The sequence below is a fragment of the Rhodococcus sp. PAE-6 genome, assembly GCF_025290685.1.
Lineage (GTDB): Bacteria > Actinomycetota > Actinomycetes > Mycobacteriales > Mycobacteriaceae > Rhodococcus > Rhodococcus pyridinivorans.
In genome coordinates, this window is sequence record NZ_JAOCLZ010000010.1 from 124402 (window position 1) to 143750 (window position 19349).

General features: G+C 67.3%; 13 protein-coding genes. 11 read left to right on the plus strand and 2 right to left on the minus strand.

The features are described from left to right. Position 1 precedes the first annotated feature (1 nt). The 11 genes from NVV99_RS19430 to NVV99_RS19480 all read left to right on the plus strand — a co-directional run bounded on the left by NVV99_RS19430 (position 2) and on the right by NVV99_RS19480 (position 17761). Positions 2-862, plus strand: a complete 861-nt coding sequence (locus NVV99_RS19430; RefSeq protein WP_024101684.1) for an ABC transporter permease — start codon at positions 2-4, stop codon at positions 860-862. Next, complete coding sequence (locus NVV99_RS19435) at positions 859-2232, plus strand: MCE family protein (RefSeq protein ID WP_006552284.1); 1374 nt, start codon at positions 859-861, stop codon at positions 2230-2232. The genes NVV99_RS19430 and NVV99_RS19435 overlap by 4 nt, the downstream gene beginning before the upstream one ends. Then, positions 2229-3308, plus strand: a complete 1080-nt coding sequence (locus NVV99_RS19440; protein WP_033096104.1) for an MCE family protein — start codon at positions 2229-2231, stop codon at positions 3306-3308. Before NVV99_RS19435 ends, NVV99_RS19440 begins: the two co-directional genes overlap by 4 nt. Then, complete coding sequence (locus tag NVV99_RS19445) at positions 3305-4303, plus strand: MCE family protein (protein WP_006552282.1); 999 nt, start codon at positions 3305-3307, stop codon at positions 4301-4303. Before NVV99_RS19440 ends, NVV99_RS19445 begins: the two co-directional genes overlap by 4 nt. Beyond that, entirely contained in the window at positions 4303-5553 is a 1251-nt protein-coding gene (locus NVV99_RS19450) for an MCE family protein (protein ID WP_019291234.1), read from the plus strand. The genes NVV99_RS19445 and NVV99_RS19450 overlap by 1 nt, the downstream gene beginning before the upstream one ends. Positions 5554-5567: 14 nt before the next feature. Beyond that, complete coding sequence (locus tag NVV99_RS19455; RefSeq protein WP_247849608.1) at positions 5568-6893, plus strand: MCE family protein; 1326 nt, start codon at positions 5568-5570, stop codon at positions 6891-6893. Beyond that, positions 6890-8137, plus strand: coding sequence for an MCE family protein (locus tag NVV99_RS19460; RefSeq protein WP_039958116.1), 1248 nt, complete (start codon positions 6890-6892; stop codon positions 8135-8137). The genes NVV99_RS19455 and NVV99_RS19460 overlap by 4 nt, the downstream gene beginning before the upstream one ends. A gap of 20 nt (positions 8138-8157) precedes the next feature. Next, positions 8158-8892 (plus strand): hypothetical protein, encoded by a 735-nt coding sequence (locus tag NVV99_RS19465; RefSeq protein ID WP_228044616.1) that lies wholly within the window; start codon positions 8158-8160, stop codon positions 8890-8892. 250 nt (positions 8893-9142) lie between these two features. After that, positions 9143-9778: a hypothetical protein gene (locus tag NVV99_RS19470; RefSeq protein WP_200358451.1), complete on the plus strand. Its 636-nt coding sequence runs from the start codon at positions 9143-9145 to the stop codon at positions 9776-9778. Between the two features lie 389 nt (positions 9779-10167). Further along, complete coding sequence (locus NVV99_RS19475) at positions 10168-13674, plus strand: DNA-directed RNA polymerase subunit beta (protein WP_039585362.1); 3507 nt, start codon at positions 10168-10170, stop codon at positions 13672-13674. A gap of 115 nt (positions 13675-13789) precedes the next feature. Continuing rightward, on the plus strand, positions 13790-17761 hold the full coding sequence (locus NVV99_RS19480) for a DNA-directed RNA polymerase subunit beta' (RefSeq protein WP_006552275.1): 3972 nt from the start codon (positions 13790-13792) through the stop codon (positions 17759-17761). Positions 17762-17909: 148 nt separating this feature from the next. Here the strand turns inward: NVV99_RS19480 and NVV99_RS19485 are convergent, their stop codons facing one another. Next, a complete protein-coding gene (locus NVV99_RS19485) occupies positions 17910-18401 on the minus strand; it encodes a histidine phosphatase family protein (protein ID WP_006552274.1) in 492 nt (163 codons plus the stop codon). After that, entirely contained in the window at positions 18398-19210 is an 813-nt protein-coding gene (locus tag NVV99_RS19490) for an acyl-[acyl-carrier-protein] thioesterase (RefSeq protein ID WP_024101674.1), read from the minus strand. Before NVV99_RS19490 ends, NVV99_RS19485 begins: the two co-directional genes overlap by 4 nt. Positions 19211-19349: the final 139 nt, after the last annotated feature.

Sequence of the window (19349 nt, forward strand, 5' to 3'; positions counted from 1 at the left end):
GATGACAGTCTCCAGAGGCCGCGGAGATCTCGTTCTTCTCCGGGGTCGCCGAGCGGTGCGCGCACCGCTGAACGTGCTCGACCGCGCGGGGGACCAGATGTCCTTCTACGCGCGCGCCGTCGCGTGGACCCCGCGAACCCTCACCCACTACCGCAAGGAAGTCCTGCGGTTGCTCGCCGAGGTCACCTTCGGCAGCGGTGCACTCGCCGTGATCGGTGGCACCATCGGCGTCATCGCGATGATGTCCGGCTTCACCGGCGTCGTCGTGGGTCTGCAGGGTTACGCCGCGCTCGAGCAGCTCGGCTCGTCGGTGCTCACCGGCTTCCTCTCGGCCTACGTCAACACCCGTGAACTGGCCCCGATCGTCGCGGCGCTCGCGTTGTCGGCGACCGTGGGCTGCGGCTTCACGGCACAGCTCGGTGCCATGAGGATCAGCGAGGAGATCGACGCCCTCGAGGTGATGGCCGTGCCGTCGCTGCCGTTCCTGGTGACCTCCCGGATGATCGCCGGCTTCGTCGCCGTGATCCCGCTGTACATCATCGGTCTCCTCGCGGCCTATCTCGCGACCCGCACGATCAGCACGCTGTTCAACGGCCAGTCGAGCGGCTCGTACGACCACTACTTCTATCTGTTCCTCCCACCGGAGGATGTGTTGTATTCGTTCGCGAAAGTGCTGGTCTTCGCGTTCGTGGTCATCCTCATCCACTGCTACTACGGTTTCCACGCCAGCGGCGGTCCCGCCGGCGTCGGGGTGGCCGTGGGCCGCGCGGTACGTACCGCGATCGTGACGATCGCGATCCTCGACTTCTTCCTCAGCCTCGCGATCTGGGGCACGACGACCACGGTGAGGGTGGCCGGATGAGCGACACGACCACTTCGCCCTTGCGTCGCCGCACCCTGGGATTGATCTTCTTCGTGGTGCTGGCGCTGTTCCTGTACGTCACGATCGCGATGTACAACAAGACGTTCACGAAGGTCGTGAAGGTCGACCTCCGCACCGACAGCATCGGCAACGCCCTGCCGCTCAACGCCGACGTCAAGGCACGCGGTGTGCTCGTCGGCGAGGTCCGCGGAACGAGCGCGGAAGGCGGCGACGTCACCGCGCATCTTGCGCTCGACCCCGACAAGGCCGAACTGATCCCGGTCAACGCCACCGCACAGCTGCTGCCGAAGACCCTCTTCGGTGAGCGCTACGTCTCGCTGATCATCCCCGACGATCCGGGGCGTCCCGTCACGAACGGCGATGTGCTGGTGCAGGACACGAGCGAGCGCACCGTCGAACTCGGCGACGTGCTCGACGGGCTGCTCCCGCTCCTCGAGGCCGTCCCGCCGCAGGACCTCGCCAACACGCTCGGCGCCCTGGCCCAGGGACTGAGCGGACGCGGCGAGAAGCTGGGACAGACGGTCGACGACCTCGAACAGATCTTCCGCGAGGTGAACGGCGAACTGCCCACACTGCAGGAGGATCTGCGCGGACTCGCCGATTTCTCGCAGACCTACTCCGAGGCCGCACCGGATCTCGTCGAGGCACTGAACAACCTGCGCACGACGGGTGGCACGGTCGTCGAACAGCAGAACCAGATCCGCACGCTGCTTGCGAGCGCGACGGGAGCGTCGTCGCAGACGGCCGATTTCATCGAGCAGAACTCGAACTCGATCATCACGCTGTCCGCCGATTCGAAGGAGGCGCTGCAGCTGCTCGCCCGTTACTCGCCGTCCTTCCCGTGCACCTTCGAGGGATTCGCCGACGCGAAGCCGGCCGCCGTCGATCTGCTCGCGGCCGACGATCCGTTCCCGGGTGTGCGCGCGAACATCCAGTTCACGAACCCGAAGGGCCGCTACCTGCCGAACCAGGACGAACCGCGTCTGCTCGACGATCGCGGACCGGCCTGCTACGACGACGTGACCGCGCCCGGCCGCAACTTCCCGCAGTATCCGGGCGGTTCGATCAACGACGGTTCGTACCAGGTGCCGTCGCGTAATCCCGGCCCCGAGACCATCGATTTCTTCCCTGCCCCGGCAGGATCCGGCGTCCCCGACGACGTCGGTGAGATCATCGGCACCTCGGACGGCGGCGCGACTCCCGTCTCGTACGCCGGCTCGCGTCTGGAACAGGACACGCTCGACGTCATCTACGGACAGGCCACCGGTGTCGACCCCGAGGAGGTCCCGTCCTGGACCACCCGGCTCGGCGCTCCGGCGATCCGCGGTACGGAGGTGAGCTTCCAGTGAGAGGTCTCGCAGCACCCCTGATCAAACTCATCGTGTTCGCCGTGGTCACCGTCCTCGCGACCGGTGTCCTCGCCGCGACCATCGCCAATGTCGGCGGTGGGGGAGGAACGAAGTTCCACGCGATCTTTTCCGACGTCACCTCACTCAACAAGGGCGACGACATCCGCATCGCGGGTGTCCGCGTGGGGCAGGTCGAGGAGATCTCGGTCTTCGACGAACGGCAGGCGCGGGTCACCTTCTCGCTCGAGGAGCGCGACTGGCTCCCGGCCGGTGCCACCGCGACCATCCGGTTCCGCAATCTCGTCGGCCAGCGTTACATCGCGCTCGGTCAGGGTGAGGGCGCGCAGGGCGAGAAGATCACGGGCGGCGATACGATCCCGATCGAGCGTACGAAGCCGGCGGTGAACCTCACGACGCTCTTCGACGGCTTCCGGCCGTTGTTCCAGACGCTGAGCGCCGACGACGTCAACAAGCTCTCGTTCCAGATCATCCAGGTCTTCCAGGGTGAGGCCGGAACGATCGACGATCTGGTGCGCAGCACCGCGTCGCTGACCAACACCATCGCCGACAAGGACCGCGTGATCGGTGCGGTGATCGACAACCTCAACACCGTCCTGGCCACGATCGACCAGCGCGACGAGCAGCTCGATTCGCTGCTGGTCAACACGCAGGCACTCGTCAGCGGGTTGTCGGCCGACCGGGCGACCGTCGGTTCGGCCGTGGCGTCGATGGCGGGGCTGACCGACGCGGTCTCCGACGTCCTCGAGCCCACCCGCCCGTCGATCGCACAGTCGATCACGGCGCTCGAACAGGTCACTTCGAATCTCAACGCGAACCGCGACGAGGTCGACCGCGTCCTCGAGACGTTGCCGGTCAAGCTCGACAAGCTCGGGCGCGTGGCCAGCTCCGGTTCGTGGTTCCAGTACTACCTGTGCGGTATCGACATCATCGCAGGTCCCGGTTCGGTCCCGTATCTGAATCTGCCGACGGGGCTGCCCACCGTGAACCAACCCATCTACACGAATGCGGCGAAGCGTTGCTCGCAAGAGGGGATGCAGGAGTTGCAGGGACGATGAGCAAACGTCGCAGTCCGGCCGCCGCCGGTGCCCTGGGCATCGTCGTGGTGCTGCTGGGGACACTGTCCGCCTTTTTCCTCGACGAACTGCCCATTATCGGGGCGGGCGCGACCTACGAGGCCGAATTCAGCGAGGCCGCGGGTCTCAAACCCACCAACGAGGTGCGTATCGCCGGCGTGAAGGTCGGCAAGGTCACCGGAGTCGACCTCGAGGGCGACCGCGTGATCGTCTCGTTCAAGGTCCAGGACGCATGGGTCGGGAACGACACGGCGGCCTCCATCCAGATCAAGACGATCCTCGGACAGAAGTATCTGGCACTCGAGCCGCGGGGTACGGAGGTGCTCGACCCGGACGACCGGATCCCGCTCGACCGGACGGTCGCGCCGTACGACGTGATCGAAGCGTTCTCGTCGGCGGCCACGACCCTCGGCGAGATCGATTCCGAGCAGCTCGCGACCGGCTTCCAGACCCTGTCGGAGGCGTTCTCGGAGACACCCGACGACATCCGGGCCTCGCTCGACGGCATCAGCCGCCTGTCCGAGACCGTCGCGAGTCGTGACCAGGAGCTGAAGAAGCTCCTCGACGCGACCGGCAATGTCTCGAAGGTGCTCGCCGACCGCAACGCCGAGTTCAACCGGTTGCTCTCCGACGGTGCGCTGCTCGTCGCGGAACTGAACAATCGGCAGGAGGCGATCTCCCAGTTGCTCGATGGCACCAAGCGGTTGTCGGCCGAGCTCTCCGGGCTCGTCGAGGAGAACCGCGAGACCATCGGTCCCGCCCTGCAACAGTTGCGCGGCGTCGTCGACGTCCTCCAGGAAAACAACGACAACCTCGATCGGGCCATGGAGCTGTACGAGCCGTTCGTGCGTGTCTACACCAACGTCGTCGGCAACGGCCGGTGGTTCGACCAGGTCGTCGTGAACCTGACCCCGCCGGGCCTACCGGAGATCCCCGGTTACCGCGAGCCCGGTCGCCGCCTGGAAGGGGGCAACTGATGGCACACGCCGAGAACGGCGAGTCCCGCAGCAATCGCGGGCGCATCGCGCTGCTCGCAGCCGTCGTCGCGGGCGTGGTGGCCCTGGCCGGAGCGGGGTGGTGGATGTTCACCCGGCTGGGCACCACCGAGATCACTGCCTATTTCGACAAGGCCGTGGGCATCTACGAGGGCTCCGACGTCCGGGTGCTGGGCGTCGAGGTGGGGAAGGTGACGTCCGTCGAACCGCAGGGCGACCTCGTGAAGGTCGGGCTGCGGGTGAACCGCGGCGTCGACATCCCGGCCGACGCCCGCGCCGTGCAGATCACCCCGTCGGTCGTCGCCGACCGTTACGTGCAGCTCACCCCTGCCTACACCGGTGGCGACACGATGAGCAGCGGTGCGGTGATCGACCGCGAGCGCACCGCCACCCCTGTGGAGGTCGACGAGCTCTACGCGAGCATCGACGAGCTCTCCCGCGCGCTCGGTCCCGACGGCGCGAACCGCGAGGGCGCGCTGACCGACTTCGTCGAAGTCGGTGCGGAGAACCTCGCCGGCAACGGTGAGGCCCTCGGGCAGAGCATCGAGAACCTGTCGGCCGCCGCGCGCACGCTCGACCAGTCGCGCGACGACCTCTACGGCACGATCGAGAACCTGCAGGTGTTCGTCAGTGCTCTCGCGGCCAACGACGAGCAGGTGCGCCAGTTCAATGCGCAGCTCTCGGACCTGTCGGGATTCCTGGCGGGGGAGCGGCAGAACCTCGGTGAGGCGCTGAACACGCTGTCGGTCACGCTCGGCGACGTCGCGACGTTCGTGCGCGACAACCAGGCAGCCGTGAAGGACAACGTCGACGCACTCGTGCCGATCACGGAGACCCTGGCTAACCGCCGGCAGGAACTCGTGAATTCGCTGACGCTGCTCCCGCTCGCGGTGAGCAACCTCGTCAACTCGTACGACGCCGAAGCAGGTGTGCTCGCATCGCGGCTCGTGCTGCCCGACCTGCAGGACCCTGCGGGAGCGGTGTGCAAGCTCATCGATCTCGGCAATCTCGTGCCCGGCGACGAGCGTTTCGAGCAGCTCGGCCGGCAGATGCAGCCGCTGATCGACCGGTGCCGCGACGTCGCCACGCAGATCACCGAGGACCAGCGGTCCCCGGATCTGATCCTGCCGTTCGGTGTCCTGAGCGGTGAGAACATCCAGCGGCAGGTCACCCCGGGCACGGTGCCCGGCGTGGTCTCGCCTCGGCTCGACCTCCGGGGAGGAGATCGGTGAGCGGCGCGAAGAGGATGGGCCGCACAGGTGTCTTCGGAGCGGCCGCGTGCGTGGTCGCGGTGACGGTCGCGGGGTGCGGAGGTCTGTCCGACGTCCCGTTGCCCGGCGGCGCCGACGTGGGTAGCGATCCGATCCGTCTGTCCATCCAGTTCGACGACGTGCTCGACCTGGTTCCGCAGTCGAGCGTGAAGGTCGACGGTGTGCCGGTCGGGCGCGTCGAATCGATCTCGGTCGCATCCGATTTCGGATGGACCGCCGACGTCGGCATCGTGCTCGACTCGAGCGTCGACCTGCCGGCGAACGCGCTCGCGAGCGTCGAACAGTCGAGTCTGCTCGGTGAGAAGTTCGTGCAGCTCACGCCTCCGGAGGACGAGCCCCCGACGGGCCGGCTCGCCGACGGCGACGTGATCCCGCTCGACCGCACCCGGCACGCCACCGAACTCGAACCGGTGCTCGGCGCGCTGTCGCTGCTGCTCAACGGCGGCGGTGTCGGCCAGCTCGCGCCGATCGTCAACGAATTGTCGACGGCCTTCGACGGCCGCGAGGGAACCACGCGCAGCCTCATCGAGCAGGCCGAGACCCTGATCACCGGTCTCGAACAGCAACGCGACGACATCACCCGGGCGCTCGACGGACTCGACGAGCTCACGGTGCGGGTCGCGGAGCAGAACGACAAGATCGCCGCCGTGCTCGACGAACTGCCGGTCGCGACCGAGGTGCTCGAGCAACAGCGGCCGCAGCTGACCCAGCTGCTCGGCCAGCTCGACCGGCTCGGCACCGCAGGTGTCGACGTCCTCGATCAGTCCAAGGAGGATCTGATCGCCGATCTCCTGGCGCTGCGCCCGACCCTCCAGGCACTCGCGGCGTCGGGCGACGATCTCGTCGAGGCGCTCTCCTTCGTGCCCACGGTGCCGTTCCCGGACGGTGTCGAGAAGGTCGCGCTGGGCAACTCGGTGAACCTCTTCCTCCTCGTCGACCTGCAGATCGGCGATGCGCTGGCCGCGCTCGGTGTGGGCCAGGGCGACCCGGTCTACCGCCAGCCGAAGTTCGGCAATCCGAAGCCGCTCGTCGACCCGTCCAACCCGTACTACGACGGGAACGGACCTGCCCCGGGCTGGCCCACCGTGTCGTTGCTGCCGGTGCTTCCTACTCCGCGTCTGCCCGGTGTGACCCTGCCCGAAGGGGTGTCGCTGCCCGACGGCATCGAGATCCCGGGGGTCACCGAGGCCGGTACGGACACCGATACCGGCACCGGCACCGGCACCGACGGTGACGAGGCCCCGCCGCCGGGGCCGCTGGAAGGTTTGCTGAATCAGCTCGGACTCGGGGGTGGGCAGTGAGATCGCGCCTGGTGAAAGTGCAGCTCGCGCTGTTCGTGGTCATCGCCCTGCTCGGCATCGTGTTCGTCGGTGCCCGGTACGTGCGGCTCGACAACCTCATGGGCTTCGGCCAGTACACCGTCGACGCGCGGTTCCCCACCGGCGGTGGCATCTTCCCGAACGCCGAGGTCACCTACCGTGGGGTGCCCGTCGGTCGAGTCGGGGCGCTCAGCCTCACGGACGACGGAATCAACGTCGAACTGCGCCTCGACAACGGCGGACCGCAGATCCCGGCGTCGGCGCGTCCCGTCGTGGCGAACCGGTCGGCGATCGGTGAGCAGTACGTCGATCTGCAGCCGCCGAACGACGAGGGCCCCTATCTCGAACAGGGCTCCGTCATCGAGGGCACCGAGGACGATCTGCCCACGCCGGTCGAAGACCTGCTGTTGAGCACGAACGACCTCGTGTACTCGGTTCCGCTCGAGCCGCTGCGCACCGTCGTCACCGAGCTCGGCGCGGCCTTCGACGGCCGCGGCGACGACCTGCAGGTGCTCGTCGACGCGCTCGCCGGTCTCAGCGAGAAGGGCACCGAATACCTGCCGCAGACCGTTACGCTCATCCGCGACAGCCTCACGGTGCTCGACACGCAGTCCGCCCAGTCGTCGGCGATCCAGCAGTTCAGCTCGGATCTGGATCTGGTGACCGCGCAGCTCCGCGACAGCGACCCCGACCTGCGACGCCTGATCGACACCGGCACCGACGCGAGCGACCAGCTCTCCCAGCTGATCGAGGGCTCCGGCCCGGGCCTGACCACCGACCTCGCCAACCTCGCGGCGGTGGCGGAAGCGGCAGCCCCGCAGTCGATCGCTCTGCAGCCGCTCCTGGCCTTCCTTCCCGCCGTCGCGGGCAGTGCGAGTACGGTCGCTCCGGGCGACGGCGCGGTGCGTCAGGGCATCGTGCTCGAGACCAACAATCCGCCTTCGTGCACCATCGGGTACGAGGGGACGCAGGAGATCCTCGCGCAGATGCGCGCGCAGGATCCGAACTTCGACGAGACCCAGCAGGACTTCCCGTTCAACACGAACGCCTCGTGCGAGGTGCCGCAGGGCAGTGTCACCGGCGTGCGCAGCGCGAACCGCATCGTCTTCGCCGATCCGAACACGATCCAGCCCTGGGATTTCAAGCCGAAGAAGGACCCCGACAAGCTCAACCTGAATCCGATCGCGACGCAGCTCGCGCCGTTGCTCGGAGTCACCCCGAAGTGAGCAGTTAGTAGGTTTGTGGAGTGAGTGCACCAATTTCCTCCGACGCTCCGCCCACCCCGCCCCCCTCCGCCGACGGCAACTCGTCCGCGGACGGGCGGGGGCCGGGCGGGGCACGCAGGGCGGCCCTCGCCGTCGTCTCGGTGCTCGCCGTCGTCGCCCTCGCGGCGGCGGTGTGGTTCGGCTACGGCTGGGGGCGCGCGCTCCTGGTGGACCGTTCGGCTGCCGAGGCGCGCGACGCCGCGCTCTCGGGAGCCATGCAGGCGGCCGTCAACCTGAACAGCGTCGACGCGAACGACGTCGACCTGTCGATCGAGAACATGCGGTCGTCGATCACCGGCGACGCCCTGCGCAACGATCTCGCGGCGACCGAAGAGGACATCCGGGCTCGGGTCGCGGAGACCGGCACCAGCATGTCGGCCGAGGTGCTGTTCGGAACGCTCACCGAACTCAACACCGACGACGACCTGGGCAAGGCGCTCGTCGTCCTGGCCGTGCGCACCCAGACTCCCGAGTACTTCGTGACCAACAAGGTCCCGGTGCTCGTGTCGCTGCGCAAGGACGGTGACGTGTGGAAGGCCGAGACCATCGAACCGCTCGCCTCCGTCGAGATGGAGTCGGGACCGGTCCCCGGTGCTCCGGCTCCCGATCCCGGCGCGCAGCCCGCACCGGACGGGGCGCCCGCGCCCGAGGGTTCCGGGGCGCCCGCGCCCGAGGGTTCCGGGGCGCCCGCGCCCGAGGGCGAGGCGGGCCCGTGATGTTCGGCAAGTCGACGAAGGAGAACGTGTAGTGCCCCCGCAGCGACGGAAGACCGGCCCCAGTGGGCCCCCGCGCCGTCGGCCGAAGGTCGCCGGCACGTCCCGACCGCCTCGAGCGACCCCTGCAGAGGACGAACGCCCGACCCGGGCAGAGGACGAACGCCCGACCCGGGCAGAGGACGAACGCCCGACCCGGGCAGAGCAAAACTCTGCCGAGGAAACTTCTGCCGAGCAGTCACGACCCTCCGAGGTGACGCTCGACAAGCAGGACGAGGAGCAGGAGAAGCCGGCCCCGGCGGCCGGCGACGGAACTCCCGCAGAGCACCCGACGGAGTCTCCGGCCGAGCCGGTTGATCCGCCCGGGCCTCCCGCCGGTGACGCCGGCAGGTCGCGTGCCTCCGGTGGGTGGCGTCCGGTGATCGTCGTCGGTGCGGTGGCGGTGGTGCTCGCGGTGATCGCCGCGGTCGCAGCCTTCCGCCCCGGCGCCGAGATCTCGAACGTCGCGTGGGTCGACACCGCGGAGACACGCGAGGTCACCGAGGCCGCGAAGGTCGCGATCGAGACCATGCACGGCTACGACTACCGCACCATCGACGAGGACTTCGGCCGGATCCGGGAGTTGCTGACCCCGGAGCGGCTCGAGGAGTTCGACTCGACCGCGGACGTCACCAAGAAGGCCGCGATCGACACCCGCACGGTCACCGAGGTGATGGTCGAGCACATCGGCGTGACGATGCTCGACGACACCCGCGCCGAGGTCGCCGCCTACATCAACGTCAGCGCCACCGGCGACGGGATCGCCCAGGGAAGTGCGGCCGCACCGCTGCTGGTGAGGATGGAGAAGTCGGACGGACGATGGCTGGTCTCGGAGATCCGCGACCGGTGACGACGGCTGCGGATCGCCCCCTCACCGGGGGCGTCCGCGGCCGCGACGCGCGGATCGTTCCGGACGCGCAGTCTTGACGCAGGCGACGCGAGCGGTCACTCTATCGGTACGCCTGTTCGACTGAAGGCTTCCTCGTGAGCCGCTCGAGGTCGTTTGCCAGGTTTCTTTGAGGCACCCCTGTGGACATTTCGCCTACTCAGGTGTAGGTTAGTTCTTTGCGCTGGCTGCCTCCTGTTCACCTTCTGATCGTCGAGTCGGAATTCGCTCTTTCGAGCGAGACCGTTTCGGTGCGTCGGTGGGGTTCTCGTTCGGGTTGCGACCAGCGAAAACGCCCCACATGAAGAAGCAGGTACAGCGGCGGTCGCACCGGTTGGAGCGGCCCGCGTGAGGTGCTGGAAGGACGCATCTTGGCAGTCTCTAGCCAGACCAAGGCAGTAGCCGGAATCCCCGGAGCCCCGACGAGGGTGTCGTTCGCGAAGATTCGCGAACCCCTCGAAGTTCCCGGGCTCCTCGATCTACAGACCGATTCGTTCGAATGGTTGATCGGCTCGGAGCGCTGGCGCGCGAAGGCTGCCGAGCGCGGCGACGGTCACGTCGTCGGTGGCCTGGAAGAAATCCTCGACGAGCTCTCGCCCATCGAGGACTTCTCGGGTTCGATGTCCCTGTCCTTCTCCGATCCGCGCTTCGACGAGGTCAAGGCCTCCGTCGAGGAGTGCAAGGACAAGGACATGACGTACGCGGCTCCGCTGTTCGTCACCGCCGAGTTCATCAACAACAACACCGGTGAGATCAAGAGCCAGACGGTCTTCATGGGTGATTTCCCGATGATGACCGACAAGGGCACCTTCGTCATCAACGGCACCGAGCGTGTCGTGGTGTCGCAGCTCGTGCGTTCGCCCGGTGTGTACTTCGACAAGAACGTCGACAAGAGCACCGAGAAGGACCTGCACAGCGTCAAGGTCATCCCGGGCCGCGGTGCCTGGCTCGAGTTCGACGTCGACAAGCGCGACACCGTCGGCGTGCGTATCGACCGCAAGCGTCGTCAGCCGGTCACCGTGCTGCTCAAGGCGCTGGGCTGGTCCACCGAGCAGATCGTCGAGCGTTTCGGGTTCTCCGAGATCATGATGTCGACGCTCGAGAAGGACAACACGGCGGGCACCGACGAGGCGCTCCTCGACATCTACCGCAAGCTCCGTCCGGGCGAGCCGCCGACCAAGGAGAGCGCGCAGACCCTGCTGGAGAACCTCTTCTTCAAGGACAAGCGCTACGACCTGGCGCGCGTGGGCCGTTACAAGATCAACAAGAAGCTCGGCCTGAACACGGGCCAGCCGATCGAGGCGTCCACCCTCACCGAGGAAGACATCGTCGCCACGATCGAGTACCTCGTGCGCCTGCACGCGGGCGAGAACAAGATGACCGTCCCCGGCGGCGTCGAGGTTCCCGTCGAGGTCGACGACATCGACCACTTCGGCAACCGTCGTCTGCGCACGGTCGGCGAGCTCATCCAGAACCAGATCCGCGTGGGCCTGTCCCGCATGGAGCGCGTGGTCCGTGAGCGCATGACCACCCAGGACGTCGAGGCGATCACGCCGCAGACCCTGATCAATATCCGTCCGGTCGTGGCCGCGATCAAGGAGTTCTTCGGAACCTCCCAGCTGTCGCAGTTCATGGACCAGAACAACCCGCTCTCGGGCCTGACCCACAAGCGTCGCCTGTCGGCGCTGGGCCCCGGCGGTCTGTCGCGTGAGCGCGCCGGCCTCGAGGTCCGCGATGTCCACCCGTCCCACTACGGCCGCATGTGCCCGATCGAGACCCCGGAAGGTCCGAACATCGGCCTGATCGGCTCGCTGTCGGTGTACGCGCGGGTCAACCCGTTCGGCTTCATCGAGACGCCCTACCGCAAGGTCGTCGACGGTGTCGTCACCGATGAGGTCGAGTACCTCACCGCCGACGAGGAGGACCGCTACCTCATCGCGCAGGCCAACTCGCCGATCGGTTCCGACAACCGCTTCTCGGACGAGCGTGTGCTCGTCCGTAAGAAGGGCGCGGAGATCGAGTACGTCTCCGCCGACCAGGTCGAGTACATGGACGTCTCGCCGCGCCAGATGGTGTCGGTCGCGACCGCCATGATCCCGTTCCTCGAGCACGACGACGCCAACCGTGCCCTCATGGGCGCGAACATGCAGCGTCAGGCCGTGCCGCTGGTGCGCAGCGAGTCGCCGATCGTCGGTACCGGCATGGAGCTGCGTGCCGCCGTCGACGCCGGCGACGTCATCGTCACCGAGAAGAGCGGCGTGATCGAAGAGGTCTCCGCCGACTTCATCACCGTCATGGCCGACGATGGAACCCGCAAGACCTACCGTCTGCGCAAGTTCGACCGTTCGAACCAGGGCACCTGCTCGAACCAGCGTCCGATCGTGGACGAAGGACAGCGCGTCGAGTCCGGCCAGGTCCTCGCCGACGGTCCCTGCACCGAGAACGGTGAGATGGCGCTCGGCAAGAACCTGCTCGTGGCGATCATGCCGTGGGAAGGCCACAACTACGAGGACGCGATCATCCTGTCGCAGCGCCTCGTGGAGGAGGACGTGCTCACCTCGATCCACATCGAGGAGCACGAGATCGACGCTCGCGACACCAAGCTCGGTGCCGAGGAGATCACCCGCGACATCCCGAACGTCTCCGACGAGGTCCTCGCCGACCTCGACGAGCGTGGCATCGTCCGCATCGGCGCCGAGGTCCGCGACGGCGACATCCTCGTCGGCAAGGTCACGCCGAAGGGCGAGACCGAGCTGACCCCCGAGGAGCGCCTGCTCCGCGCGATCTTCGGTGAGAAGGCGCGCGAGGTCCGCGACACCTCGCTGAAGGTGCCCCACGGCGAGAACGGCAAGGTCATCGGTGTTCGCGTGTTCTCGCGCGAGGACGACGACGATCTGCCTCCGGGTGTCAACGAGCTCGTCCGCGTGTATGTGGCGCAGAAGCGCAAGATCCAGGACGGCGACAAGCTCGCCGGCCGCCACGGCAACAAGGGCGTCATCGGCAAGATCCTCCCGCAGGAGGACATGCCGTTCCTGCCCGACGGCACCCCGGTCGACATCATCCTGAACACCCACGGTGTTCCGCGTCGTATGAACATCGGCCAGGTCCTCGAGACGCACCTGGGCTGGATCGGCAAGGCCGGCTGGCAGATCCAGGTGGCCGACGACGGCAGCCGTCCCGAGTGGGCGCAGAACCTCTCCGATGAGATGCTCGCCGCCGAGCCCGACACCAACATCGCCACGCCGGTGTTCGACGGTGCCCGCGAGGAGGAGCTGACGGGTCTGCTGTCCTCGACGCTGCCGAACCGCGACGGCGAGGTCATGGTCGGCCCCGACGGCAAGGCGACGCTGTTCGACGGTCGCTCCGGCGAGCCGTTCCCGTACCCGGTGTCGGTCGGCTACATGTACATCATCAAGCTGCACCACCTGGTCGACGACAAGATTCACGCGCGTTCGACCGGTCCGTACTCGATGATCACGCAGCAGCCGCTCGGTGGTAAGGCACAGTTCGGTGGTCAGCGCTTCGGTGAGATGGAGTGCTGGGCCATGCAGGCCTACGGCGCCGCCTACACCCTCCAGGAGCTGCTCACGATCAAGTCCGACGACGTGGTCGGTCGCGTCAAGGTCTACGAGGCGATCGTCAAGGGCGAGAACATCCCCGAGCCGGGTATCCCCGAGTCGTTCAAGGTGCTCCTCAAGGAACTCCAGTCGCTGTGCCTGAACGTGGAGGTCCTCTCCAGCGACGGCGCGGCCATCGCGATGGCCGACGGCGACGACGAGGACCTCGAGCGGGCGGCCGCCAACCTGGGCATCAACCTTTCCCGCAACGAGTCGGCCACGGTCGACGACCTCGCGAACTAGGAGCCGAGCCGACGCGGTACGCACCCCGACACCACTGGGCGCGTACCGCGTCGGGCCCCGGCAGCGATAGCGACAACTAGCAGCAATACAACCCGCACAGGGGAAAGGAAGTTACGTGCTCGACGTCAACTTCTTCGATGAACTCCGGATCGGCCTGGCCACCGCCGAGGACATCCGTAACTGGTCGTACGGCGAGGTCAAGAAGCCCGAGACCATCAACTACCGCACGCTCAAGCCCGAGAAGGACGGCTTGTTCTGCGAGAAGATCTTCGGTCCCACCCGGGACTGGGAGTGCTACTGCGGCAAGTACAAGCGTGTCCGCTTCAAGGGCATCATCTGCGAGCGCTGCGGCGTCGAGGTGACCCGCGCCAAGGTCCGCCGTGAGCGTATGGGCCACATCGAGCTCGCCGCTCCGGTGACGCACATCTGGTACTTCAAGGGTGTGCCGAGCCGCCTCGGCTACCTGCTCGACCTCGCGCCGAAGGATCTCGAGAAGATCATCTACTTCGCCGCGTACGTCATCACGTCGGTCGATGACGAGCTGCGCCACAACGAGCTCTCCACTCTCGAAGCCGAGATGGAGGTCGAGAAGAAGTCGGTCGCCGACCAGCGCGACGCCGACCTCGAGGCCCGTGCACAGAAGCTCGAAGCCGACCTCGCCGAACTCGAGGCCGAGGGCGCCAAGTCCGACGTCCGCCGCAAGGTCAAGGACGGCGGCGAGCGCGAGATGCGTCAGCTCCGTGACCGTGCGCAGCGCGAGCTCGACCGCCTCGACGAGATCTGGACGACCTTCACGAAGCTGAAGCCGAAGGACCTGATCGTCGACGAGATGATCTACCGCGAGCTCCAGGACCGCTACGGCGAGTACTTCACCGGTGCCATGGGTGCCGAGGCGATCCAGAAGCTCATCGAGAACTTCGACATCGATGCCGAGGCCGAGTCGCTGCGCGAGACCATCCGCAGCGGCAAGGGCCAGAAGAAGCTCCGTGCTCTCAAGCGCCTGAAGGTCGTGGCGGCGTTCCAGCAGTCCGGCAACTCGCCCATGGGCATGGTTCTCGACGCCGTGCCGGTGATCCCGCCGGAACTGCGTCCGATGGTGCAGCTCGACGGTGGCCGCTTCGCGACCTCCGACCTCAACGACCTGTACCGCCGCGTCATCAACCGCAACAACCGCCTCAAGCGACTGATCGACCTCGGTGCCCCCGAGATCATCGTCAACAACGAGAAGCGGATGCTGCAGGAGTCGGTCGACGCCCTGTTCGACAATGGCCGTCGTGGCCGGCCGGTCACCGGTCCCGGTAACCGGCCGCTCAAGTCGCTGTCCGATCTGCTCAAGGGCAAGCAGGGCCGCTTCCGTCAGAACCTGCTCGGTAAGCGCGTCGACTACTCGGGCCGTTCGGTCATCGTCGTCGGTCCGCAGCTCAAGCTGCACCAGTGCGGTCTGCCGAAGCTGATGGCGCTCGAGCTGTTCAAGCCGTTCGTGATGAAGCGTCTCGTCGACCTCAACCACGCGCAGAACATCAAGTCCGCCAAGCGCATGGTCGAGCGTCAGCGCCCGCAGGTGTGGGACGTCCTCGAAGAGGTCATCAACGAGCACCCGGTTCTGCTGAACCGTGCTCCCACGCTGCACCGCCTCGGTATCCAGGCGTTCGAGCCGCAGCTCGTCGAGGGCAAGGCCATTCAGCTGCACCCCCTCGTGTGTGAGGCCTTCAACGCCGACTTCGACGGCGACCAGATGGCCGTGCACCTCCCGCTGTCCGCGGAGGCGCAGGCCGAGGCCCGCATCCTGATGCTGTCGTCGAACAACATCCTGTCGCCGGCATCGGGCCGCCCGCTCGCCATGCCGCGTCTGGACATGGTGACGGGTCTGTTCCACCTGACCCGTCTGGTCGAGGACGCCCCCGGCGCCTACACGGCCGCGACCGCCGACGAGCCCGAGCAGGGCGTCTACTCGTCGCCGGCCGAGGCCCAGATGGCCGTCGACCGTGGCGTGCTGTCGGTCCAGGCTCCGATCAAGGTGCGCCTGACCCAGCTGCGTCCGCCGCGCGACGTCGAGAACGAGCTGTTCCCGGAGGGTTGGAAGTTCGGTGAGCCGTGGACCACGCAGACCACCCTCGGTCGCGTGCTGTTCAACGAGCTGCTGCCGACGAACTACGCGTTCGTCAACGACATCATGCCGAAGAAGCGCCAGGCCGCGATCATCAACGACCTGGCCGAGCGGTACCCGATGATCGTTGTCGCGCAGACCGTCGACAAGCTCAAGGACGCCGGCTTCTACTGGGCCACGCGTTCGGGTGTCACCATCTCGATGGCGGACGTGCTCGTTCCGCCGGAGAAGAAGGACATCCTCGAGCGGTACGAGACCCAGGCCGACGCCATCCAGCGGCAGTACGACCGAGGCAAGCTCTCGGAGGACGAGCGTCGCGACTCGCTCGTCAAGCTGTGGCAGGAAGCGACCGAAGAGGTCGGTCAGGTCATGGAGGCGCACTACCCGGACGACAACCCGATCCCCACGATCGTCAAGTCCGGTGCTGCGGGCAACATGACCCAGATCCGTTCGCTGGCGGGCATGAAGGGTCTGGTGACGAACCCGAAGGGCGAGTTCATCCCGCGCCCGATCAAGTCCTCCTTCCGTGAGGGCCTGACCGTCGCCGAGTACTTCATCAACACGCACGGCGCGCGTAAGGGTCTGGCCGACACCGCTCTCCGTACCGCCGACTCGGGTTACCTGACCCGTCGTCTGGTCGACGTCTCGCAGGACGTCATCGTCCGCGAGGTCGACTGCGGCACGCCGCGCGGCATCGAGATGACCATCGCCGAGCTCGCACGCGACGCGACCGGTCAGCCGACCGGTGAGCTCGTGCGCGACGCTCACATCGAGACCAGCACCTACGCTCGCACGCTGGCGACGGACGCGGTCGACGCGAACGGCAACGTCGTCGTCGAGCGTGGTTCCGACCTCGGCGACCCGGCGATCGAGGCGCTGCTCGAGGCCGGTATCCAGAAGGTCAAGGTCCGCTCGGTCCTGACCTGCGACACCGGCACCGGCGTGTGCGCGACCTGCTACGGCCGTTCGATGGCGACGGGCAAGCTCGTCGACATCGGCGAGGCCGTCGGTATCGTCGCCGCCCAGTCGATCGGTGAGCCCGGTACGCAGCTGACGATGCGTACCTTCCACCAGGGTGGCGTCGGTGAGGACATCACCGGTGGTCTGCCCCGCGTCCAGGAGCTGTTCGAGGCTCGCGTCCCCAAGGGCAAGGCCCCGATCGCCGACGTCTCCGGTCGCATCCGTCTCGAGGACGACGATCGTTTCTACAAGATCACGATCATCCCCGACGACGGTGGCGAGGAGGTCGTGTACGACAAGCTGTCCAAGCGTCAGCGTCTGCACGTCATCCGCAAGGCCGACGGCACCGAGGGCGTGCTCGCGGACGGCGATCACGTGGAGGTCGGTCAGCAGCTCCTCGAGGGCTCTGCCGATCCGCACGAGGTGCTGCGCGTGATGGGCCCGCGTCAGGTTCAGGTCCACCTGGTCCACGAGGTCCAGGAGGTCTACCGGAGCCAGGGCGTGTCGATCCACGACAAGCACATCGAGGTCATCGTGCGTCAGATGCTGCGTCGCGTGACGATCATCGACTCGGGCTCGACGGAGTTCCTGCCCGGTTCGCTCGTCGAGCGCAGCGAGTTCGAGGCTGCGAACCGTCGTGTGGTTCAGGAGGGTGGCGAGCCGGCTGCCGGCCGTCCGGTCCTCATGGGTATCACGAAGGCGTCGCTGGCCACCGACTCGTGGCTGTCGGCGGCGTCCTTCCAGGAGACCACTCGCGTGCTCACCGACGCGGCGATCAACTGCCGCTCGGACAAGCTGATCGGTCTCAAGGAGAACGTGATCATCGGTAAGCTGATCCCCGCCGGTACCGGTATCAACAAGTACCGGAACATCGAGGTCCAGCCGACCGAGGAGGCCCGTGCGGCCGCGTACGCCATCCCGGCGTACGACGACCAGTACTACTCGCCGGACGGCTTCGGCCAGAACACCGGCGCTGCAGTGCCGCTGGATGACTACGGTTACTCCAACGACTACCGGTAGTTCGCTGCCGTAGTAGACGACGAAGGTCCCGCCCTCTTCTCTTCGGGGGCGGGACCTTCGTCATTTGTTCTCGACGGTGATGCCGCCACGGCGTGCGTGCGAGCGTCCCGTGGCAGTTCCACTCGGGGTGGGTCGCTCGGGACGCGGGTCAGCGCGGGATGTGGAAGTCCACGAGTTCGGCGGTGCCTCGCGACAGTTCGGACCAGGATCCGCTCACCGTGAGGACCGCGATCGCGGAGGTGGGGAACTTCTCGGCCACCTGATGGGCAGCGTCGGTGCTGTGATCCGTGATGAGCCCGAGGACGGTCGCGGAGAGGGTCGGCTCGTGCCCGATGACGAGCAGGGTGTGCACGTCGTCGGCCGTTCTCCGGATCTCGGCGACCAGGGATTCCGGATCGGCGTGGTACAGGCTGTCGCGGTACTCGACGGGAGCCTCCACGGCTGCTTCGGCGAGTGTCTTGCGCGTCCGGGTCGCGGTGGAGCACAGAACGGCGTCCACTTCGGGCAGGTTCGCCCGGATCCAGCGACCGGCGAGTCCGGCCTCGCGGCGTCCGCGGGGGGAGAGGGGACGCTCGTGATCGTCCACGTCGTCCGGGTACGCGGACTTGCCGTGGCGCAGCAAGATCAGGGTACGGGTCATGGGGTCCACCGTAGAGCGTCCGGTTTCCGGCCGATCCACGCGACCGCGCGAGTGTGATCCTCGACCGTGAACCAGACCGTCAGTCCGTCCTCTCGCAGGGTCGTCCGCAGTGTGAGGGTCTCGCCGGCGGCGACGGGGCGCAGGTGTTCGATCACCGCCCGGTACGGCGCGTCCGGGATGTCCGGCCGGAGGGGCAGGAGCTCCTCGAGGCCGTGCCAGTAGACGGCGTTGTTGACGTGCCCGAACGGGTCGAGGTCGGTGGCGCGTAGGGGGAAGACGCGTTCGTCGTCGACCTCGTCGGGTGCGCGAGCGGGCAGCCACGCCGTCCACTTCAGGCGTGTGTCGTGCGCGTAGCGGGCCATGTGCTCGAACAGGCCGTCGCTGATCCGGGTGGGGGCGCCGGTGGTGGGACCGATGTCGATCCAGAACGCCGCGGTCTCGATCAGCGGGCCGTCCGGGGCGTCGCCGGGGTCGTCGAAGCGGACCCGCACGTTCGCCCACCGCGTCGACAGGGCGTCGCACCAACGTCGCAGCCGGAGCGTGCGGCCGTACTCGGCGGGGCGGTGCACGTCGACGATCGTGCGCCGGACGATCCAGAGCGGGTCGGTCTCGGACGCGCCGACGGCGGCGAGGTTGTCGGTGCCGATGTCCTGGAGATAGCGGGCGATGCCGTCGAGCCGCAGTCGCTTACCGGTGTCGACGTCGCCGGTGCGGACGGTGCGCTCGGTGGAGAAGGGGTTCGCCTGCTCGGGCAGTTCCGTGAGCGGTCGCGTCCGAGGCAGATCGGTGCTCGGCGTCGACGTGGCCATGTGTCCCCCCGGGTCGGATGTCCGATCGTGCGATTCTCGCAGTTTCGGTGGGCGGTCGCAGGTTCTCTTGCGAACCCACGGCGACAGCCGCTACAGTCGAATTAACTGTTACGGATCGTTACATGAAATTCGCGGACGC